The sequence below is a fragment of the Maridesulfovibrio spiralis (SeqCode) genome (assembly GCF_048571135.1).
In the GTDB taxonomy this organism is placed as follows: Bacteria; Desulfobacterota; Desulfovibrionia; order Desulfovibrionales; family Desulfovibrionaceae; genus Maridesulfovibrio; species Maridesulfovibrio spiralis.
This window is the reverse complement of record NZ_CP182344.1, coordinates 1,420,408-1,441,386: the sequence shown is the minus strand read 5'-3', so window position 1 is coordinate 1,441,386 and position 20,979 is coordinate 1,420,408. Positions and strand designations below refer to the sequence as shown.

Annotated in this window: 15 protein-coding genes; 8 read left to right on the top strand and 7 right to left on the bottom strand. The window is 49.8% G+C overall.

The window, feature by feature from the left end; genetic code table 11:
* The first annotated feature begins 63 nt into the window (after positions 1-63).
* From ACNI29_RS06460 to hemW, 3 genes are all read left to right on the top strand, one after another.
* A complete protein-coding gene (locus tag ACNI29_RS06460) occupies positions 64-618 on the top strand; it encodes an epoxyqueuosine reductase QueH (RefSeq protein WP_419781380.1) in 555 nt (184 codons plus the stop codon).
* A gap of 104 nt (positions 619-722) precedes the next feature.
* Entirely contained in the window at positions 723-1,556 is an 834-nt protein-coding gene (locus tag ACNI29_RS06455; RefSeq protein WP_419781379.1) for a universal stress protein, read from the top strand.
* A 117-nt stretch (positions 1,557-1,673) separates the two neighbouring features.
* Complete coding sequence (gene hemW / locus ACNI29_RS06450; protein WP_419781378.1) at positions 1,674-2,867, top strand: radical SAM family heme chaperone HemW; 1,194 nt, start codon at positions 1,674-1,676, stop codon at positions 2,865-2,867.
* 118 nt (positions 2,868-2,985) lie between these two features.
* Here hemW and ACNI29_RS06445 read toward each other — a convergent pair whose 3' ends face one another.
* The 4 genes from ACNI29_RS06445 to hflK form a co-directional block, all read right to left on the bottom strand.
* Positions 2,986-4,683 (bottom strand): hypothetical protein, encoded by a 1,698-nt coding sequence (locus ACNI29_RS06445; protein ID WP_419781377.1) that lies wholly within the window; start codon positions 4,681-4,683, stop codon positions 2,986-2,988.
* Between the two features lie 178 nt (positions 4,684-4,861).
* Positions 4,862-5,986 carry a UDP-galactopyranose mutase gene (gene glf / locus ACNI29_RS06440; RefSeq protein WP_419781376.1) on the bottom strand — a complete coding sequence of 375 codons (1,125 nt, stop codon included), beginning with the start codon at positions 5,984-5,986 and terminating at the stop codon, positions 4,862-4,864.
* Between the two features lie 211 nt (positions 5,987-6,197).
* Positions 6,198-7,055, bottom strand: a complete 858-nt coding sequence (gene hflC / locus ACNI29_RS06435; RefSeq protein ID WP_419781375.1) for a protease modulator HflC — start codon at positions 7,053-7,055, stop codon at positions 6,198-6,200.
* Between the two features lie 11 nt (positions 7,056-7,066).
* Positions 7,067-8,143 carry an FtsH protease activity modulator HflK gene (gene hflK / locus ACNI29_RS06430; RefSeq protein ID WP_419781374.1) on the bottom strand — a complete coding sequence of 359 codons (1,077 nt, stop codon included), beginning with the start codon at positions 8,141-8,143 and terminating at the stop codon, positions 7,067-7,069.
* 293 nt (positions 8,144-8,436) lie between these two features.
* Here hflK and ACNI29_RS06425 point away from each other — a divergent pair, with 293 nt between their 5' ends.
* From ACNI29_RS06425 to rnhA, 3 genes are all read left to right on the top strand, one after another.
* Positions 8,437-9,804 (top strand): phosphomannomutase/phosphoglucomutase, encoded by a 1,368-nt coding sequence (locus ACNI29_RS06425; protein WP_419781373.1) that lies wholly within the window; start codon positions 8,437-8,439, stop codon positions 9,802-9,804.
* 133 nt (positions 9,805-9,937) lie between these two features.
* The gene (locus ACNI29_RS06420) at positions 9,938-10,507 is read left to right on the top strand and encodes a TPM domain-containing protein (protein WP_419781372.1); all 570 of its coding nucleotides are present in this window, start codon (positions 9,938-9,940) and stop codon (positions 10,505-10,507) included.
* An 8-nt stretch (positions 10,508-10,515) separates the two neighbouring features.
* A complete protein-coding gene (gene rnhA / locus ACNI29_RS06415) occupies positions 10,516-10,980 on the top strand; it encodes a ribonuclease HI (protein WP_419781371.1) in 465 nt (154 codons plus the stop codon).
* A gap of 45 nt (positions 10,981-11,025) precedes the next feature.
* On the opposite strand, the gene ACNI29_RS06410 is transcribed toward rnhA, so the two are convergent.
* The 3 genes from ACNI29_RS06410 to hisC form a co-directional block, all read right to left on the bottom strand.
* Complete coding sequence (locus ACNI29_RS06410) at positions 11,026-12,471, bottom strand: HAD-IIB family hydrolase (protein ID WP_419781370.1); 1,446 nt, start codon at positions 12,469-12,471, stop codon at positions 11,026-11,028.
* Positions 12,472-12,930: 459 nt separating this feature from the next.
* A complete protein-coding gene (gene cmk / locus ACNI29_RS06405; protein WP_419781369.1) occupies positions 12,931-13,602 on the bottom strand; it encodes a (d)CMP kinase in 672 nt (223 codons plus the stop codon).
* Positions 13,602-14,696: a histidinol-phosphate transaminase gene (gene hisC, locus ACNI29_RS06400; protein ID WP_419781368.1), complete on the bottom strand. Its 1,095-nt coding sequence runs from the start codon at positions 14,694-14,696 to the stop codon at positions 13,602-13,604. The genes cmk and hisC overlap by 1 nt, the downstream gene beginning before the upstream one ends.
* A gap of 220 nt (positions 14,697-14,916) precedes the next feature.
* Here hisC and ACNI29_RS06395 point away from each other — a divergent pair, with 220 nt between their 5' ends.
* Together ACNI29_RS06395 and ACNI29_RS06390 are read left to right on the top strand one after the other, a co-directional pair.
* A complete protein-coding gene (locus tag ACNI29_RS06395; RefSeq protein ID WP_419781367.1) occupies positions 14,917-17,031 on the top strand; it encodes an STT3 domain-containing protein in 2,115 nt (704 codons plus the stop codon).
* A 281-nt stretch (positions 17,032-17,312) separates the two neighbouring features.
* Positions 17,313-20,969, top strand: a complete 3,657-nt coding sequence (locus ACNI29_RS06390) for a beta strand repeat-containing protein (RefSeq protein ID WP_419781366.1) — start codon at positions 17,313-17,315, stop codon at positions 20,967-20,969.
* The last annotated feature ends 10 nt before the right edge of the window (positions 20,970-20,979 follow it).

The following is a 20,979-nucleotide window of genomic DNA, read 5'->3' as shown; positions in this document are numbered from 1 at the left end:
AGACCCCATCCTTTCAAAACCTTTCAGTAAGCTTCGCTCTTAGCGCGTTAAGGCGTCACTGACATGTCTTCCAAACGAATTTTACTCCATGCCTGTTGTGGTCCTTGTTCTATCACCACTATTGATGCTTTGCGTGATCAGGGCTTTGAGGTTTCTGCTTTTTTTTACAATCCGAATATCCACCCTTTGCAGGAATACCTGCGTCGGCGGGAAGGTTTCCTTGAGGTCTGTGAGAAGATGAATGTGAAGGTCATCGGCAGGCTGGATGAATATGACTCCAAGAAATGGTTCCGCAATGCTGCCTTTCGAGAAGCCAACCGCTGTTTTCATTGTTATGCCGACCGTCTGGAACGGACCCTTTCTCTGGCTAAGCGGGGCGGGTTTGATTTTTATACCACGACCCTGCTGTACAGCAAATTCCAGCAGCATGAGCGCATTGCCGGGTTGGGAAAAGACATGGCCGGGAAAAGCAAGTGTGAATTTTACTACTACGATTTCCGCGAAGGCTGGAAAGAAGGCATTGAACGCTCCAAGGAAATGGGCATTTACCGTCAGCAGTACTGCGGTTGCCTGTTCAGTGAAAATGAGCGCTATGAAAAAGAGTTGGAAAAATCTTAGCTTGTTAAATTTTTTTGCAATGGTTATCTTATACTAAGGTTCTGTAATTAAAAGTAGCATAGCTGCTTTTTTCTATACTTTGACATCAACAGGATAAGGTGAACATGGAAAAGCATCTTCTGGTTTGTGTGCGTGCAGATAGCACGGCTTCATATGCGGTCAGATTTATAAAGAATTTTTTCAGCTCTCCCTGTGATGTACGTTTGACTCTCTTCAACGTTGCCCCGCCGAAAAGCTCATGGAGCAAGGGGGCTCTTTCCAGGGGACGCCAGTTACTTGAAGATACCCGGAAGTGGTTTATCGATCACAGTTTCTGCGAAGAAAGCAAGATTGATATTAAGAGTATGCATTCCCGGGGTAATACTGCGCGTGAGATTGTGCAGGAAGGGCACAAGGGTATGTACGACGCGGTAATTCTGGGGCGTCAGTCCCAGTCCGTTGTTGAAGAATTTTTCGATTACAGCGTGGGCAGCAAGGTCATCTGGGAAGAGATTGACTTTCCGCTTTGGTTTTGCAAATGCCCGGAAGAGATTCCGCGTAAGGATGTCCTGCTTTGTGTGGACGAGGATGCGCCATCGCAAAGGATTACGGATCATGTCGGCTTCATGCTCAACGACAATCCCGATCATGAGATAGCCATGCTTCATGTGCATGATTCCAAAGAGAAGGGTGCGGCCACAGCGGAAGACATTTTTGAAATTACCCGTGAGCATCTTCTTGCAAATGGCATTGCCCCTGAGCGCATCAAGGAAATTATCGTCGATAGTGATGATGTTGTGAAAGCCATTTTGCAGCAGGTCGCCAAGAAGCCTTATGCTGCTGTTGCTGCAGGACGAGGCGTGCATGACAAGACCGCAATTGAAAAGCTCTTTCCCCGCTCGCTCAGCGTAAAGCTCCTCCAGCAGTTGGAAGGTGCGGCTCTCTGGGTCAGCAGGTAGCTTTAAAGTTTTTCAACTAATAGGGATTCCAAAGGGGCTTAGCTCCTTTGGCCGCCGGAGGCGAAATCTTTTCGTCAAATAGCGCGTAGCGCATCCCAATTCAAAGGATTTCTATTAATGGGAATGCCCTCAGCATTTTTCAATGCCCCGCTGCTGCGCGGAGATGGCAGTGAGGCCAGAAATCTCCTGCTCTACATTCACGTGCCTTTCTGCAAGCGCAAATGCCACTATTGCGCTTTTCATTCCCAGCCTTTCGAGCAGGTCAATTTTGCATGGTATATGAAAACCCTGCTTGCCGAGATTGAGCTTTGGGGCAATCGGCTCAAGAATCCCAGAATAGGAACGGTCTATTTCGGCGGCGGTACACCAAGCCTGATTCCACCGTTTCAGCTTGAGCTGATCATGGACGCCCTGCGCAAGCATTTCACGTTCACCAAGGGCATGGAAATCACCCTTGAGGCCAATCCCGATTCCGCCAACGACCTTTCATATTTCAAAGCCCTTTACGATATGGGTATCAACCGTCTCAGTCTCGGTTTCCAGTCTTTGGATGATCGCAACCTTGAGACTCTTGGCCGTCCGCATTCCGCAAGGCAGGCTGCTGAATCCTACTATATGGCCCGTAAGGCCGGATTCGGGAATATCAGTATCGACCTGATCTGGGGATTACCGCGCCAGAAGGTTAAGGACTGGAACAATGAATTGAAAGCTGTGGTTCAGCTCAAGCCGGAACATATGTCCTGCTACGGGCTTTCCATCGAGCCGGGTACTGTTTTTGGACAGCGGGCCGAAGATTTGGAAATGGAACTGCCGCCTGAGGGCGAGCAGGCCCGCATGTTCATCTACGGGGCAGAATATCTCGAGTCTATGGGCTTTATTCAGTATGAAATTTCAAACTTCGCGCGCATGGGGTTTATCTCCCGCCATAATCAGGGTTACTGGGACCGTTTCGATTATCTCGGTTTAGGTCCTTCCGCAGTGTCCACAATCGGCAACCGCAGATTTACCAACCCGCGTTACATGGACGAGTATGACGCCGCAGTGCGCGGTGGTTTTGCCGGGGAAGATTTTGAGGAACTTACCGATGAAATCAAGGCGCAGGAACTTATCATGCTTTGCCTGCGGACCACAAAGGGACTCAAACTTTCCGATTACAAAGATCTCACCGGACGCGACCTGACCAAAGAAAAAGGGCAGGTCATCAGTGCCTTACATAAAAACGGGTTGTTGCGTATGAGTGCCGGGTATCTGCGTTTGACCAAGAACGGCATGTTGGTTTCCAATTCTATTTTGGAGTCTTTGGCATTTTGATGCCCCGACCGTCTTTAAAAATTCAAACAAAAGGTCCAATCAGCATGCCGCTGATTGGACTTTTTGTTGTTGGGCGGTGTATCTGGCCCATGCCGCCGCAGTTTTCTGCCTCTGCTGATCAATAATCTGTTTCGAGACGAAAATGGTACTCACTTTGTCTTGGGGCCGGATTATCTTTGTCCAGCTGGCCGAATGTGTAGAGCGTATCATCGAGCAGCTGCCCTTCCAGTTTCGAAATTCTCTTTGATGCAGCATGAAGATCTGTGTCAGCCTCTTCAATCCTGCCATCAATCTTTTTGTTGATCTCTGTGGACTGGAAACCTATCTTCTGCACCCCATGCACACTGGTTGTAATGTCATCCGGGCCATTGTGATTCAAGTTTGCGCTCTCGCTGATATTTGTGACCGCAGAATTTTTCTCCCGGCCGTTTTCATAGCTGGTGTCGGAGTGTGAGGAGCTTTTGATGGTTGCCGGTACATCCGATTCAGTAAGACCGCGACCAGTCCAGAATTCGAGGCCATGCATCAGAGGGTTCTTGCGGGCTTTCTCAGTATCATGCTGTTTGGCAACAATTTTGCCGTCTCTATAAGTTGCGCTGGACCATTGTAAATCATAAGGCCTGTCCGCCACATTGTCTTTCTCAACCATGGAAGCAGTATTGTAATGACCCTTTGCCGCATGATTTTTAACGTTATCAACAAAAAATGCAGAACGGGCGGAACTGTCCATTAAAGGAGCAGCCATAATCTGTGATGCCGACTTCGGGGTTTTTCCGCGGGTGTAATCCCCTTCAGTAATGCCGAGAACCTCAAGCATATTGGGCCTCTTCGGAAGCTTAGATGCTTTTGTCTCCTCAACTTTTGCTGAGCTGTGCTCTTCCTTAACCAGCTCACCGTCGTTATACCAGGAGACGTCCATACCCTGCTTTAAAATACCCCCTGTGGAGTCAACTGAATCGGAAAAAGATTCATCCCAATGGGCCTGCCGCAGAACCTTTCCATCAAGACCGTAGTTTGTAGTGTCTATTTTCAGGGAACTATGCTGGCCTATTTCGATGGTCGTCTTGCCGTCCATGCCGTTTTTTTTCACGAAATCTTTGTTGGTATGGTTAACAAAGTCTCCACCCTGTTTGATGTGGACTTCTTTTGATTTCTTTCCGTTGTTGTATTCAACAATGGCGGCTTTGTAGTTGGTGCGGTGCGAATCCTGAGTCTGTTTTGCTACTAGTGATTCAAAATCGTCTGAAATTTTTTTGGTCCCATAGGAAATGACCGAGTCCAGACTTCTGTAGCTTGATTTGAGAAGCATGGAATCTTCCATGGTGCGTTTTACCTGACCGTCCTCAAACCACTGTACAGACCTCGAAACTTTGGCCGAGCTTTTCTTTCCGGTTGTAAGGCCTTCAAATTGTGTGTTTATTTCTTGAATGACTTCATTGTTCTTGTTGAATATCTGGGTGTTCAGAACAGCCCCTTCGCTGGTCAGGCTGCCTTCTACTTTTCTGACGAGTTTATTGTTCTCGTCATATTCTTCGATTTTCAGTTCGGAATTTTCTATGGAGACAATCTGGCGGTTGCCGTTATCCAGTTTGAACTGTCCATCCGAGAAACCGAAAGTTGCCCATGAGTGGTCTTCCTTTGTCGGTTTTCTTGTATCATCTTTAGCAAGGAGCTGCGCTTCATCTGAGACATCGACAATGTCGTTCTTTTTCTGAAAGTGGGTATATTGGCCCTGCTTAAGAGGGCGTAAAGGATCAACCGGATCTTGCGAAATATGAATGTTTTTGAAGCCCCAAGGGGATATCGCGTCAGTCATCTTATTCTCCAGCAGCATAATTATAGCGGTCGAGTTATAGTTGATATCGTCATATTATTAATATAACTTTATGCTGTGTATAGAAAAAGACCGGAAATTCCCTGGAAATGCTGTAAAAATTCTCGTAATTTATTGATTTAATGATCAGAAATAGTGCTGTCTCATTTGAGAGTGGGGCTCAGCTTAATTCCCGGTCACAGAATTCAAGGGCGGTAAGCACCGCCTTATCCATGTCATAGTATTTGTATTGTCCCAGCCTGCCCAGAAAATGGGTGCTATCAAGTTTTTCTGCTTCCTTGCGGTATAGTTCCAGTCTCTTGCGGTCTTCTTCGGTGTTGACCGGGTAGTATGGTTCTTCACCCTGTGTCCATTTCATGGAAAATTCGCGCGCAGTGACGGTTCTGCCGCTTTTGTTTTCCCTTTCCGGGTGCAGGTGTTGATATTCGTGGATGCGGGTGTAGGGCACGTCGATATCGGCATAATTCATGACCGAGGTTCCCTGATAGTCTGGCACATCTTCCACCCGGTATTCAAAGCGCAGGGAACGCCATGTCAGCTCCCCATGGCGGTAATCGAAATAACGGTCCAGCGGTCCGCTGTAGTAGACTTTGCAGTCCTGCGGGAGTTCGTCTTTCAGCTCGAAGAAATCGGTGTTCAACCTTGTTTCGATCAGACCGTGGTTCAGCATGTGTTCGAAAAGTTTCGCGTATCCTTTCCACGGCAGTCCCTGATAGCGGTCGGTGAAGTAGTCACATTCATAAGTGTGGCGGAAGGGTAGCCGGGTGATGATGGATGCGTCCAGTTCTCTGGGATCGCATTCCCATTGCTTGAGGGTGTAGCCCTTCACAAAAGCTTCGTACAACTCGCGTCCGATCAGGCTGATGGCCTTTTCCTCGAGGTTTTGCGGATCGGAGATGTTTTCCAGTTCACTTTTACTCTTGATGAAATCTTCGACCTCATGCGGCTTAAGGCTGATCCCGAAGAAAGAATTAATGGTCTGCAGGTTGACCGGCATGTGAAAGGTGCGGTCCTGATAAGTTGTTACTACTTTATGACGGTAGCTGTTGAATTCTGTGAAGCGGTTCAGGAAATCCCAAACGCGCTTTTCTTTGGTGTGGAAAATATGGGTCCCGTAACTGTGGATTTCAATGCCTGTTTCAGCATTGAGGTGGCTGTGGCAGTTTCCGCCGATATGGTCGCGTTTGTCGATGACCAGAACTTTCTCGCCCAAGTCTTCAGCAATGCGTCTGGCAATGGTACAGCCGGTAATTCCGGCCCCGACAATGAGGTGTGTGTATTTCATCTGATATGCCTCCGGCGGCCCTTCGGGGCGGTGCTTTCAGGTATCGGTCAAAGCCGCTTTCCTGCGGATTTGTGTAAAAAGTTTCTCTGGATTCTTCAAAAAAGTTTAATAAGCTTCGCAACTTGTTTTCTGCAGTCCAGAAAAAATAAAGCCCGTAGTATCATGAAAGATACTACGGGCTTATTTAGCTCGTGTCGAGTTTCTATCTCAACTACTTCATATACTTCAAGAACGGGTTGTCCTGAGAGAGGATCAACTTTGTGTTCTCTTTGAGTCCTGCCTCATATGCTTCGAGGGACTTTTTGAATTCATAGAATCTTGGGTCCTTGCCGAAGCTTTCAGCATAGATTTTGGTTGCTATACCTTCACCTTCACCGCGCAGGATTTCAGCTTTGAGATTTGCATCCGCGAGGGTGATAGCTCTTTCTTTGTCAGCCTGTGCAGTAATGCGGGCGGCTGCTTCACTACCCTGTGAACGGTACTGCTTAGCCATACGTTCACGTTCTGCACGCATACGTCCGTAAATAGCACGGGCGTTTTCAGGCGGCAGGTCAGTACGTTTGATGCGAACATCAAGAACTTCAATGCCGTAAGGCTTGAGCAGGGTATTGGATGTCTGGCTCACTTCTTCCATGATGGAAGTACGGTCACTGGAGATGATTTCGATCAGGGTGTAGCGACCAAGGGCAACACGGAGTTCCGCGTAGATGATATCATCCAACCGAGCCTGCGCTCGGGGAATGGAACGCACGGTGCGGTAAAACAACAAGGGGTCTGCAATACGCCACTTTGAGTAGTTATCCACGACCATGTTTTTCTTGTCTTTGGTCAGAATCTCAGCCGGGCGGGCATCGTATTCCAGAAGGCGTGAATCAAAGTAGATCACGTTCTGGACAAAGGGCAGCTTGAAGTGCAGCCCCGGTCCCATTGGCCCGGATTTGGGTTTACCGAGCTGGAGCACGATGGCTTGCTCGGTCTGCTTTACAATGTATGCACTCTGCGCAATCCCCAGTACGGCAACAATAATTAGAATTGCCAGGGGAGCGGAACTTTTCTTGAGTAAACTCATGTGTTTATCCCCTATTTTTTACCGGTTTGTATGGGCAGTCCCTGTCCGTCAAGAGAGAGGAAGGGGAGTGCTTTCTTTGCAGCGTCGTCAGAGAGGATAACCTTTTTGACATCAGGACTAGCGAGAATGTTCTGCATTGTTTCCAGATACAGACGCTTCACTGTGATGTCCTTGGCCTTCAGGTATTCCTTGTAAACTGCCATGAAGCGCTTGGCCTGACCTTCAGCTTCGCGGATCTTGGTTTCCTTGTAGGCTTCAGCCTTGTTCAGGATAACCGCAGCCTGACCTCGTGCTTTGGGCAGGATATCGTTGCGGTATGCTTCCGCTTCGTTGATGTAACGGCTTTTATCTTCACGTGCGGATGCAACGTCTTTAAAAGCGTCAACAACTTCGTTCGGCGGATGTACGTTCTGCAGCTGCACTGCCAGTACGTTCACGCCGAGTTTGTAGCGATCCACAATATCCTGCAGCAGGTCTCTGGTCTCAGTCTGAATCTGGAGCTTACCTGTGGTCAGGGCCAGTTCGATCTTGGTCTTACCGATGATCTCACGCATGGCCGCTTCAGCAGCATCCTGAATGGTTTTAGGCTGGTTGCTGACTTCAAACAGGTAGTTAACCGGATCTTTGATCTGGTATTGTACGATGAACTGAACATCAACGATGTTCTCGTCACCGGTCAGCATGAGGGATTCCTCAGGCACGTTGCGCGACTGACCTTGAGTAAAGGAGCGCGAAGAGCCATAGGAACGAAAACCCACTTCCACACGTCTGATCTGTGTAACCTTAGGCTTCATGACCGATTCAATGGGAATCGGAAGGTGGTAATGAGGTCCGGGTGTAGTGGTGTCCACATACTTACCGAATCTGGTTACCACGCCGACTTCATCCGGTTCTACAATGTATACTCCGGAAAGAAACCAGAGCAGGATGATGCCGATGATTATAAATTTTCCGCCCGGCAAGCCGGTTCCGCGGAGTTTTTTGATCGTGGAGTTAATATCATCCACATTCGGCGGTTTCGGAGCTCCACCCCCACCGCCTTTATTCCTCTGCCGTTGTTCGGATAATTTGTCCCAGTCCCAGTTCATGTAAATTTGATAGGTGAGATGGACCGACATATCAAGGAAAATCGGATACGCGGGCCGGTGTGTTAATGAAATAATAACTTCCGCAGGGGTATTCAGCAATCTAGCGAGTGGGAGTTATTCGTTTACCTGTGACGCATTAATAAATATGTACAGATTATATCAATTCTCGCTAAAGATAAAACCCTAAAAGCTGTTAGGGCAAAATTATGTACTTTTGGCCCTAAGTTTTGACACATGTTAAATTACCTTTTATCTGCTTTTTAAATCAAAATTTATGCTGCCGGAGAGGTCATATGAAAGAAATCAGGAAGGAAATATTCAGGGCTTACGATATTCGTGGAATTGTAGATCAGGATTTTGATGAAGAATGGGTAGAGCGTCTGGGCCGGGCCTGTGGAACATGGTTTCGTTCAAAGGGCTGGGACCGGGCCGTGGTAGGTCACGACTGTCGCCATAGTTCTCCAGCTTATCAGCAGGCCATGGGCAGGGGTTTGAATTCCAGTGGTGTGGATGTTCTTTTCCTGAATCTGGTTCCTTCTCCCGCTTTTTATTTTGCAGCCAAAAAGCTCAACTACAAAGCCGGGGTAATGATCACTGCCAGTCACAATCCACCGGATTTCAACGGTTTCAAAGTCTGGGGTGGCGAGACCACCATCCATACCGATGATATCCAGCAGATCTACAACATAATGGAGTCCGGTGATTTCGCACAAGGAAACGGCGTAGCTTCCTACCATGACATTGTTCCGTATTACATTGAGGACCTGCTTTCCGGCATAAAGCTCAAGCGTCCGGTCAAAGTTGTTCTGGACGGCGGCAATGGAGCAGGGGGGCATATTGCTCTTGAACTGCTGCAGCAGGCCGGGGCTGAGGTTATCCCCCAGTATTGCGAACCGGACGGCGATTTTCCCAACCACCACCCTGATCCGGTAGTGGCCGAATACATGGGAGATTTGTTCAAAGCCGTAGTCGAACATGAGGCGGAAGTCGGTATCGGTCTTGACGGTGACGCCGACCGCATCGGGGCTGTGGATGAGAAGGGCAATCTCGTGCCCGGTGACCGTTTACTTGCGGTTTATGCCCGTGAAATGCTGGGCCGCAAGCCCGGTGAGACTGTGGTTGCCGATGTAAAATGCAGCCACCTTTTCTTTGAAGATGTTGCCAAGCATGGCGGCAAGCCGCTCATGGCTCGTACCGGACATTCGGTAATGAAGGCTAAAATGATTGAGACGGGGGCCGGATTGGGCGGCGAGATGAGCGGGCATATCTTTTTTGCCGACCGCTTCTATGGATTTGATGACGGTTTATATTCCGCTTTGCGGTTGTTGGAGATCCTTTCCCAGACTGATATCCCGGTATCCGAAATGTGGTCCGAATGGCCTCAGACTTACTACACCCCGGAACTGCGAGTTGAATACCCGGAAGAAATCAAATTCGAGTTGGTGGAAAGGGCTGCCGAAGAGTTGGCTAAGGAGTATGAAGTGCTGGACATTGACGGTGTCCGTGTTGTTTTCGAAGGCGGCTGGGCACTGGTGCGTGCTTCTAACACTCAGGCAGCGTTGACTCTGCGTTTCGAGGCTTCATCGCCTGAACAGCTGGCCGAAGTGAAGGAACACGTAGAATCCCTGCTTGAGCGTCTTGCTGCGGAGCTTAGCGGCTAGCATTTCGTATGGCAGATTTGCTTGGGTAGCGCACATCTACTATTTTTACATGAAAGCAAATACTTGCTACCATCCGTACTTGAGAGTACTCCTTCGAATCTGAATTTATATCATCAAGCACAAGGTATGATCCATGGCGTTGTTTATTAAACCACAAGGTAAGACCGGTACGGAAAGATTTTTAAGAATGATCGGGATGGTAGTGGTTCTCGGTCTGGTAGTTTATGCTTTCTGGATAAATAATCAGTCTACACTGCAAAAAATTCAGGCCCGTAATGCCCTTTGGGACCAGACTAAGGTTCTCGACCGTTCCGAGCGGGATTACGTTCAGGGGTTTATCAGGAGCATGCGCAACGAATTCGGTGTGAATGTCCGGGTCCAGATCATCCTTGATCCAATCATGGAGCAGGAAGTTGATCCCAAGGATATGCTGATCATCCTTTCTCCTCCTACACAGGACGTGGGCATGTCTTTTCCCGGTCTGGTGCGCCATGCCTTGGGTAATAATTTTATTTCGGAACTTGAAAACAAGCATTTCGCAAACCATTTTTCCGATGATGAATGGCCCACATCACTCATGACCTGTTTATCCATGATCTGGGAGAGGCTGGTTAATGTGGAAGCCGATCAACCTGTGCCTGAAATAAGCATAGAAGGAAAAGACAGTTTGCCCGATCCGGAATCATCTGCGCATAAGGAATAAAGAATTTAATGTCTAAGAAGAAACTTACTATTTATACTGACGGTTCCTGCCTCGGGAACCCCGGCAAAGGCGGCTACGGGGCTGTGCTTCTGTTCAACGAACACCGCAAGGAACTTTCACAGGGTTATAAAAGAACCACCAACAACCGCATGGAAATGCGTGCGGTAATCGCAGCCCTGACAGAACTCAAAGAACCCTGCGAGGTTACCCTTTACACTGACTCCCAGTACGTCAAGAATGCCTTCACCAAAAAGTGGATCGATAACTGGCAGCGGAACGGCTGGAAGACAGCAGCCAAGAAGCCGGTTAAGAACAAAGATCTCTGGTTACAGTTCATCCCGCTGCTGGAAAAGCATGATGTGACTTTCCGCTGGGTCAAAGGCCATTCCGGGGACCCGGAAAATGAACGCTGTGACGATTTGGCCCGCAATGCTGCATCATCCGGAGATTTAATTGAAGACGAAGAAGTTTAGCAAAGTAAAAAGGGTGGAAGATATATCTTCCACCCTTTTTTTATTTTAATATTCCGCCAGCCAGTTGCTTGGGATTGACCAGCAGCCGTCCTGTTGTGCTGAATCAACAAGCGAATCCAGTAAACGGGCGACCCCGTATTCTCCGCAGGAAGGGATGTGCAGATCCGCTGCGGGCAGTGCTTCGGGCGCACCGTTGGCAACCACTGCGCTTATTCCCACATGGCCGAACATGGTCAGGTCGTTTTCGCTGTCTCCGATGGCGATGGAGTTCAGGTCGGACCATCCGGCTTCTTTCATGATCTGCATTACAGCGGAATGCTTGCCGTGTCCTGCGGGACCGATCTCAAGAAAATCTTCAGCGGTGCGTACGCAGCTCATGCCGTGCTTTTCGGCCAGTTCGCGCACAAATTCGCATTGTTCAGTCTGCTCCCTGTGGGAGAAGGTCAGGATTTTGATCGCCCCCTTTTCTTCAGGGGTCGGTCCGTTCCGGGGCAGTGTTTCGCCCACACGTACGAAATCATTAATCTCTTTGTCTGTCAGCTCGGCACGGGTCCAGATGCCATCGCTTACATAGGTGGCGTAATTTACGCCCCATTCCAGCAGCGCGTCTTCAATGGCTTTGAACGGTCCCACAGTTTTGCCGAAGACTTCCAACTCACCGTTACGGATGATAACCGAACCGTTTACCCCCGCATGAGGAGTGTATTGACCTACACTGCTGATCAGTTGCGGTACGCTGATCATGTGCTTGCCTGTGACCAGCGAGAAGTGTCCACCGGCGGTGGTGTAGCGGTTGATGGCATTGAGGGTGCGGCGGTCGATGCGCTCACCGGGTTCAATCAGAGTGTTGTCGATGTCGCAGAATATCCAGGGTAGAGTCTTATTCTGACCACGGGTGATATTCGCGGCGTAATCCTGCTGGTTGGTGCGGGAGTACGGTAGTGTTTTGCGAGCGATGGAAGGGGGCACGGAATCCATGCCGAATCTTCCTTCCAGCTCTACAATGCGTTGTCCGAATGAATAGGACTCGCCAAGGGGCGAAGTCCTGAAATCGCAGTAAGCAACAGCTTTATGAATCGGGCAGTCATAGCGCGGGCCGGGGAAATTATCATAAATTTCTTTAATCTCAGGCAGGCTTTCGATTTCCACCGGGGTACTGGAATGCCAGAGCACAGCGGAAATCAAGTCTTCAGGTGCGCCGCAATGGGCGAGGTAGGCCGCACCGTCAAGTGGATGGAATCCGGTTTTTTTCAGCTTCTCGGAATAACCCACATCATGGAAAAGGGCGGCAGTGACAATCTTTGTTGAAGTATCAGCGTCATAATCCATCTGGCAGACAAGACGCTTGGCAGTGTTACAGGCCTGACGCATGTGTGCCAGCCGGGTGGAGTCCGCAGGAAAAAAGGATGCGGCCAGTTCGTCTGTAAGTTCATTTGAAACCGGACCAAGCGGTTCAGGAAATATTTTTTTCAGAATAGAAGATATGTTCATAGTGTATGCCTCCGGCGGCCCTTCGGGAAGTCTACCGACGGTCCCTGCGGGGCTATTTTGATGCGCTATCGCGCTTTTTGATAAAAAGATTTTGCCTTCGGCGACCCTGCCGGGGGGCTTAAACCCTTTTGTAAAAGGGTTTAAGAATCCCAAAACCTTTTAGTATGGCTTCGCCGTTTGGAATTAAAAATATTGCGTAATTTTAAAAAGACAATCCCGGAACCATTGGTGACGGGGATTAATTTTTATTGATAGTGCACAATGCATGGTCTCCAGAGTCGAAGACTCGCTGGGGAGTCCAGAGGGCCTTCGGCCCTTTGGTCCCGCTGAAGGCGGCCCCCGGAGGGATTCGTAATTATTGGCAGTGTAAAGTCAAGCGACAATTGGGTCGCTATAAATGCAAAAGCCGCCCGGATTTTGTCCAAGCGGCTTGAAATAAACGTAATTCTGTTTTCGTTTTTAATTAACTTTTTTTTCGGTTTCGAACACCAGCTTGTCGAAGACTCCGTTGATATCGAGTTTTGTGGTATCGACTATGATGGAATCCTCGGCGGGTTTGAGCGGTGCGACCTTGCGGTTGCGGTCCTGATCGTCTCGCGCCCGGATCTGTTCGATTAGTTCGTCCATTTCGGCAGGCTTGCCCATTTCCTGCAACTGCATGAAACGGCGGCGTGCGCGTTCTTCAAGATCGGCATCAAGGAAGAATTTGCAGGGAGCCTGCGGAAATATGACCGTACCCATGTCGCGGCCTTCGGCGATGAGCGATGTTGTATCGCCGATGGAACGCTGTGCGATCTTCTGGTATTCGCGCACTGCGGGAATTTTAGCCATGTTGGAGGCCCACATGCCTACGGTCTCGGTACGGATTTCATCGGTCAGGGGAGTCCCGTTCAGGCTTAGGCAGGAATCGGAGCCACTGCCGGAAAGGGTGAATTCGAGTCCCTGTAATGCTTCAGCGAGCCTGTCCGCTTCCCAGTCCCATGAACCTTCGCCCAGCTTCCACGCTGTGCCCCGGAACATGGCTCCGGTGTCGAGATAGGCGATCTTGAAGCGGTCAGCCAGACGCTTGGCAAGGGTGGATTTGCCGACCCCGGCAGGGCCGTCGAGGGTAATGATAAAAGGCGCGCCCATTAAAGGATCTCCTTGAGGGTTTTCAGGAAAGTTTTGTTCTCGCTGTCTGTTCCCATGTTGACCCGGATATATTCACCGAGGCCGAAGCTTTTGAGCGGACGGACAATGATTCCGCGTTTGAGCAGGTCCTCGAATACTTCCATAGCATCACGGGTAGGCTTGAACATTATGAAGTTGGCTTGGGATTCAAGCACTTCACAGCCCATTGCCCTGATTTCTTCGGTGTAAAGCTCGCGTCCGCGCAGGACCACATCCATGGTGGTATTGAAAAATGCTTCATCCTTGAGTACTGCAATTGCCGCTTCCTCGGCGAGCAGGTTCACGGTGAAGGGAGCACGCGCGCTGTTGATGTATCCGGCAAGTTGCGGACTCATGATGCCGTATCCGATACGCAGTCCGGCTAGACCGTATGCCTTGGAAAAGGTACGGGTCAGCACCATGTTGGGAAATTCATTCAGCAAACCGCGCATGTCGTATTCTTCAGCAGGGCGGGCGAATTCGATGTACGCTTCGTCAATAACCAGCAGGGTCTGTTCCGGAATTGCGGAAGCAAGTTCACGAACTTCATCAACAGTTACAGCCAGTCCGGTCGGGTTGTCCGGGGAGGTCATGAAAACGATGGCTGTTTTTTCGGATACCGCTTCGGCAAGGGCTTTCAGGGGCTGTCTGTGTCCTTCCGCACGGGGAACCTGACGGAAATTTACAGCACAGAGCCGGGACATCAGGCGGTACATGCTGAAACAGGATTCATAGGTCAGCACTTCATCTTGTCCGGGATTGGCTTTGATGCGCACCAGCAGGTCCAGAATTTCGTCCGATCCGTTACCGCTGATAATCTGTTCTTCGGATACGCCGGTGCGTTTGGCAATGGCCTTGTTGAGGCGCGGGTTGCCGTTATGCGGATAGCGGAAAACAGAAGAGGCGTGGCGGTTGATGGCCTTTTGCGCCATGGGTGAAGCTCCCAGCGGGTTTTCGTTGCTGGCGAGTTTAATGACGGTATCAAGGTCGAATTTTTCTTTGATTTCCTCGATGGTCAGGCCCGGAGCATAGGGCTTGGAATCCATCATATCGGTGCGGACTTTTATGGCGGGCATGATGATATCCTTATGTAGAATGAAATAATTCTGAGTAGAAGTAGGTTTTACTAGTCGCTAATGCCCGCTTTGTCAAAACTGCCGTGCAGGAAACCGTGCAGCAAGCTGCATAAGCCCAAAACTCACAAGTTGTATTTTTTATACAAACAGCATAATAAATCCATTCTACGCTAATGACATTTTGCCAAGCAAAGCGGCGAAGGCAAATACAGGAGAAAACATGAGCTCTCAGGATAATAATATTTCATCATGGATCGCAGACAATAAACTGGTCCTGCTGCTGGCGGTTTGTTCTTTTGCCATGGCTTTCGGGCTGCGGGCTATGGAATACAGCAGCTGGAGCAATCCTGCCTATTCCGTTGACGGCGAGTACATCATGGGCACTCATGATGCCTATTACTGGCTTTCCGGGGCAAAAGGGGTCGGCGGTGCTGCGGCCAATCCCATGTCCGGGCTGCTGCGGTTTCTGAATTCCGTTACCGGAGCGTCTTATGCAAACATCGCTTTTTGGCTGCCTGCCGTTTTTGCCGGATTGTGCGCCCTTGCCGCTTTCGGCTGGGGAGTGCTGCTCGGCGGACCTTGGGCCGGGCTTACCGGAGCGGTCTACGCTACTTCCATCCCGGCATTCTATTTCCGTACCCGGCTCAGCTACTATGATACTGACCTGATCACTTTGGTTTTCCCCCTCTTTATTTCTTTTTTGCTGGGCGCATACCTATTGCCCGGTCTGCGTAGAAACTGGCTGGCTTATGATGAATCCGAAGAACCGTATAGGCCGCGCACCATACATTATATATGTGCACTGCTTGGCGGGGCATTTACTGCTTACGGTGATAAATGGCACGGGGATGTGTCCACCTTCGGAATGATCGTTTTTTTCATCGCCATCGGTCTGGCTCTGGTCTGTGCCCGCAGGGATTCCCGAGCCGCATTGCTGCGCGGTTTGCTTATCTATTCCTGTGCCGCTTTCTGGGGGCTGCCCGGTCTGGCTGTCTCTGTGCTGCTTGTTGCCGCTATTCATAAAGATATGCTGCAAAGCCACAAGCTCTACGATAATTCACTGGTTTATCTTGCGCTGCTGGCTCTGCCGATGGTCTTCAGCGGTGCTGCTATCTCCGTATTCTCCGGTGTGTTCGCCAAGATCAGCAACTATCTTAAGCCCGTTGCTGCAGTTACTTCAGCCGGTCCCGGTCCGCAATATCCGGGCATTGCCCAGTCTATTATTGAAGCGCAGAATATCGCGCTGAACGAACTTTTCTTCAATATGAGCGGTAACGCGACTCTGGGGCTTGCCGGGTTCGCTGGATATTTTATTTCCATAGCATTTTATCCGCTGTTGCTTCTGCTGCTGCCTTTTGCCGCTTCCACATTGGCTGCCATGTATCTGGGAGCGCGTTTCACCATGTTCGGCGGTATTGTGACCGGGCTTGGCCTTTTTCTGTGTCTGGCAGTGCTGTCCAAAATTTTTCCACGCCTGAGAGAGTATAAAGGTTTGATTAAAGGTGTGCAGGCCATTGTCCTCATCGTCCTGCTTGTGGTGAACCTGCTGCCGCATCTGGCAACAATGGCTCCCACGCCGATCATGGGTGCTCCGCACGCCAAGGCATTGATTGAGACAGGAAAGAAAATGGAGAAGGACAGCACCATCTGGACTTGGTGGGATTGGGGCTATGCTTCCATGTATTACGCCGGGGTGAACAGCTTTGCCAACGGCGGTAACCACGCCGGGCCTGTTCTTTATCCTCTGGCTCTGGCCCTATCGACTCCTTCTCCTGTACAGGCTTCGCAGTTTATCAAATATAGCGCAGCGCACGGCAACAATCCGGCCAATGTCTGGAAAGACATGCCGGGTGCAGAGGTGGCTAAGCTGCTCCGCTCCATGGCTCGTCCCGGAATTATATTCCCGGAGATCCCGGACCAATATATTACTGTCTGCTGGGATAATATTCGCCTTGCGCACTGGATTGTGTATTACGGTGATTTTGATCTGGCTGACGGTCGAGGCATTCATCCCGAGATGGCACGGATCAATGAATCATTCGATATGGACCTCAAGATCGGACGCTTCGCTATTAAAGGTCACGGACCTATTCCTTTGAGCTCCTACGATATCCTGCGCAGGGTAGGGGCGCGGCATAAAGTTTTCCCCGGAATTAAAGACCGTCATATGCTTTTCAATGCCAAAAACGAGCAGGCATTCATGGTCGATGACCGTATTTACCGCTCCATGATGTTGCAGTTATTGATAGCTGATCCTAGTAATAAGATAATAAAGGACAATTTCGAGTTGGTTTATGATGGCTACCCGATGGTGAGAATTTATAAAGTTTTGTAAAGAGCCGTAATTCTGGGTGTTAATTTTATAGCTAATAAAAATAACGCATTGGAGTGTTTTGAACAGCCGCAAAGGCTTGTATGATCGGTTTTGTCTCTCGTAATCAAGTTACTTTTGAAACAACAGAAGCTTATAAATGTTAAGTTTTTTTCTCAAAAGAGGTTGACACGGACGGGGCGTGAAAGTAAAAGTCTGTGATAGTAATTAGGGTAATCCTTGAGACGTACGGGTTATTCTGCGTCTTAAGGAATTTATTAAAATAAAAATTAGGAGATTTATTCATGAAGATGAGTAAAAAAATGAAACAGGCCATTACAGTAGCTGCTATCGCAGGTACCATGGCTCTGGCCGGCACCGCATTTGCCGGTGACGCTGGTTGGACTACCCAGACTCTGGGTGCTTCCAAAGTTACCATGAACGAAATGGCAGTTACCGCTGGCGGTAAAGCTGCTGTTGTTGGCGAAAGCGGTAAAATCTACTACGCAACCGTTGACGGAACCACCACTCAGGCTCAGACCTGGGCTGAAGCTTCCGTACCCGTAACTACCGGTATCAACGGTGTTGCAGTTGCTGGCGGCTCTTTCGTAGCTGTTGGTGATGCTGGCGTTGTTCTCCGCGACGGTACCACTGGTAACACCTGGGAAAAAGTTGCTTTCACCGAAACCGGCATCAACCTGCTGGACATCGTTGCAACCTCCGCTTCCAACGCAATCGCTCTGGGTTCTGATGGCAAGCTCTACGCTACCACCAACCTGAACGCTGCAGCTGCTTCCGCAGTTACTTGGACTGCTTACAGCCTGACCACCGACATGACCGCTACCGGTACTGCTCTGGACGTTGCTTCCTCTGCTAAAGGTATCGTTTCTGAAACCGGCGGTTACGTTGTTTTCGGCGGTGCTTCCAAGCTCGCTTTCGTAAACACTGCACTGACTGCAGCTTACAATATCACTGGTCTTGCTGACCTCGCTGTTGATTCCACCGCAACTACTCCCGTAAAATTCGGTAGTGTTGAGATCGCTGGTATCACTGCTGCTGGTGCTAACAGATACATCTTCGGTGCTGGCGGCAAGCTCGCTTACACCACTGCTCTGACTGCTGCAACTGTTTCTCCTGTTGTTGCTAACAGAGGTGTTGTTGCTGTTTCCGGTCTTACCGCAGACATCAAATCCCTCTCTTGGACTGCTGCAATTCACGGCTTCTTCACCACTTCTACTGGTGCAGTTTACACCGTTGGTGGCGCAGACGTAAACGGCGTTCCCGTTTGGTCTCTCGCTTCCGCAGCTTCCAGCTCCTCCCTTAACACCGTAATCACCGAAGCTGCTGCTAACCCGAAATACCGTGGTTTCGCTGCTGGCGACAAAGGTGTTATGGTTTGGGGTAAAGCTATCGAATGGAAAGAAGCTACTCAGACTGTAACCGCAGGTACTGCTGCTGACGTTATCGTTAACAGTGTAGGCACCACCGACACAATCTGGTACATCACCAACCAGGCTACCGCTGCTTCTGTTCAGAGAACTACTGACCTGACTGCTGGTGGTACTGCTACTAACTCCGGTCCTGCTGCAATGGCTGCTGGTAACGGCGCTGCTGTTGACGCTGGCGACGGCATGATCTTCATTTGTGATGCTAACGCTGCTAACCTTGGTGACGCTGCAATCATCAAAGCTGACGGTACCAACAAGGCTATCACCCAGCTTGCTGGTGGTGGTTCCGGTGCTGACAACGGTAAAGCTCTTTACGCTGGTAAAGACACCGCTAACGGCGACAAAACTTACCTGAAGACTATCTCCGCAAACACCGCTATTGCTCTTAAATACGATGTTTCCGGTGACACCCTTGCAGCTTCTGTTACTAACGTTGCTAACACCGGTAAAGTTTACACTTTCCAGTACAATGTTAACACCGCAGCTGAAGACATCGGCTTCTCCGCTTCTAAAGCATGGGCAGTCGACCTGACTAACAACAAAATCTTCAACAAAGACAGAACTGCTTTTGTTGACACTGCTTACGTAACCGGTACTGCTGGCGGCGTAACTTTCGTTTGCGACACAAGCGTTCTTGATGTTGACGGCGCAGCAGCTGGCAAAATCGACAATCTTGTTGATGCATACATCCCCGGTGTTGCTTCCAGCAACGTTTACGCTATCCTCGGTGACGGTGGTGCAGCAGGTGCTAAACTCTACACCCTGACTGACTCCTCTTCTGCTATCACTGAAGACAACCTGCCTACCGCAACTGCTACTATCCCCTTTACTTGGGTAGCTGGTACTGACTTCTTCTTCGGCGAAGGCAGCAACCTGTTCATCGTAGACGTATCTGCTGACAACGTATACAAACTCGTTGACACTCAGTTCATCCTCCAGGGTGCACCTAAGACTGATACTGCAGACAAAACTTACTCCGCTGGTGCTAACTACTCCACCGGTGGTGCAGTTCTTGCCTACACTGAAGACCAGCTGACTTACACCACTGGTGCTGACTGGAAAGAAAAAGCATTCGACCTCGAAAGCTCCACTAACTTCAACAGCATCTACAACGCTACCGCAGGCTTCTACGCTGCTGGTGACAACTCCATGCTTTACAAGTCCACCGACGGTAAAACCTGGACTGAAGTTACCTCCATCGTTGAAACCCTCGCAGGTAACAACATCAACAGAATCGACGGTATCGGTTCCGCTCTGTACGTTTACGACAGCGCGAACAAGATGTACAAGTTTGATGGTTCTACTTGGGCTCAGTTCCCCAACACCACCACCGCTCTTGCTGGTATCGTTGACACCGTGATCACTGCTGAAGATAAAGGTTACGCTCTGCTCGCAGGTTCCATCGTGGACTTCGCAGACCTGACCACTTCCAAAGCAACCATCTCCGGTACTGCTACCGCAATGGCTCAGATCGCTACCGATTCCTACCTCGTAGTAGGTACTTCCGGTAAGGCTTGGACCTTCGACGGTACTACCCTGACCGCAGTAACCAGCGACACCACTAACACCAAGACCCTGAGAGCAATCTTCAAGCTTGGTGAAAAAGTATACGTATCCGGTGATTCCGGTTACCTCGCTACTTACGCTGCTGGTAAACTGACTCAGGTTACCACCGGTCTGACCGCAGACCTCGACATGATGTGGGGTTACGACAACTTCCTCTTCATGGCTTCTGCTGAAGGTAAAACTTACAAGTACGACGGTAAGAACTTCTTCAACGAGCAGGCTGCTTCCGCAACCCTGAATGACCTCACCGGTTCTATCAAGAACGGCGGTCTCGTTGCAGTTGGTAACTCCGGTAAAATCCTGCTGCGTGAACTCGGCAACTCCGGTCTCGTAATGCTGCCCGGTCAGAAGGATAACTTCACCTACACCAGCCGTTCCGTAGCTGCTACCACACCTAACACCCTGAACTCCACTTACGGCGTAGACAACTCTACCCTTAAGCTTCTGGGTGACCAGATGTCCTTCACCGCAACCATCGATGCTGGTAAGACTGCAACCGTAGGTTTCTCCTTCCAGGCTGCTGCTAACGCATCCAAGACCAGCGACATCGGCCTGATCAAACTGATCGGCGGCGCAGGTACTGCTCTGAAGCACTTCTACTTCAACCAGTCTGCTGAAATCACCACTGATGCTGGTAAGTACTACATCACCTCTACCACTCCTGAGACTGATGGTACCTACAAAGCACTCGCCGGTGACCTCACCGTAGGTAAAGACTACTACGTATGGTTCAACATCAAAGATGACGGCAATGGCGACCTTAACAAGACCGCTGGCCAGATCACTGACCCGATCGTTGCAACCACCTCCGGTGCTGCAAGCCCCGCCACCAGCTCCTCCAGCTCCTCCGGTTGTGTATTCAACCCCGCTGCTGGTTTCGGTCTGGAATGGCTGATGCTGATGGCTGCACCCATGGTCGCAGTAATCCGCAACCGCTTCAAAAAATAAGAATAGTGAA

What these genes read in the sequence shown, in the direction of transcription:
- ACNI29_RS06445 (WP_419781377.1), bottom strand. Translation starts at nt 4,683, where the DNA reads ATGACTGACGCGATATCCCCTTGGGGCTTCAAAAACATTCATATTTCG.
- hisC (WP_419781368.1), bottom strand. Translation starts at nt 14,696, where the DNA reads ATGCCCGCCATAAAAGTCCGCACCGATATGATGGATTCCAAGCCCTAT.
- hflC (WP_419781375.1), bottom strand. Translation starts at nt 7,055, where the DNA reads ATGAGTTTACTCAAGAAAAGTTCCGCTCCCCTGGCAATTCTAATTATT.
- ACNI29_RS06410 (WP_419781370.1), bottom strand. Translation starts at nt 12,471, where the DNA reads ATGAACATATCTTCTATTCTGAAAAAAATATTTCCTGAACCGCTTGGT.
- glf (WP_419781376.1), bottom strand. Translation starts at nt 5,986, where the DNA reads ATGAAATACACACACCTCATTGTCGGGGCCGGAATTACCGGCTGTACC.
- ACNI29_RS06425 (WP_419781373.1), top strand. Translation starts at nt 8,437, where the DNA reads ATGAAAGAAATCAGGAAGGAAATATTCAGGGCTTACGATATTCGTGGA.
- rnhA (WP_419781371.1), top strand. Translation starts at nt 10,516, where the DNA reads ATGTCTAAGAAGAAACTTACTATTTATACTGACGGTTCCTGCCTCGGG.
- ACNI29_RS06460 (WP_419781380.1), top strand. Translation starts at nt 64, where the DNA reads ATGTCTTCCAAACGAATTTTACTCCATGCCTGTTGTGGTCCTTGTTCT.
- hflK (WP_419781374.1), bottom strand. Translation starts at nt 8,143, where the DNA reads ATGAACTGGGACTGGGACAAATTATCCGAACAACGGCAGAGGAATAAA.
- ACNI29_RS06395 (WP_419781367.1), top strand. Translation starts at nt 14,917, where the DNA reads ATGAGCTCTCAGGATAATAATATTTCATCATGGATCGCAGACAATAAA.
- cmk (WP_419781369.1), bottom strand. Translation starts at nt 13,602, where the DNA reads ATGGGCGCGCCTTTTATCATTACCCTCGACGGCCCTGCCGGGGTCGGC.
- ACNI29_RS06420 (WP_419781372.1), top strand. Translation starts at nt 9,938, where the DNA reads ATGGCGTTGTTTATTAAACCACAAGGTAAGACCGGTACGGAAAGATTT.
- hemW (WP_419781378.1), top strand. Translation starts at nt 1,674, where the DNA reads ATGGGAATGCCCTCAGCATTTTTCAATGCCCCGCTGCTGCGCGGAGAT.
- ACNI29_RS06455 (WP_419781379.1), top strand. Translation starts at nt 723, where the DNA reads ATGGAAAAGCATCTTCTGGTTTGTGTGCGTGCAGATAGCACGGCTTCA.
- ACNI29_RS06390 (WP_419781366.1), top strand. Translation starts at nt 17,313, where the DNA reads ATGAAGATGAGTAAAAAAATGAAACAGGCCATTACAGTAGCTGCTATC.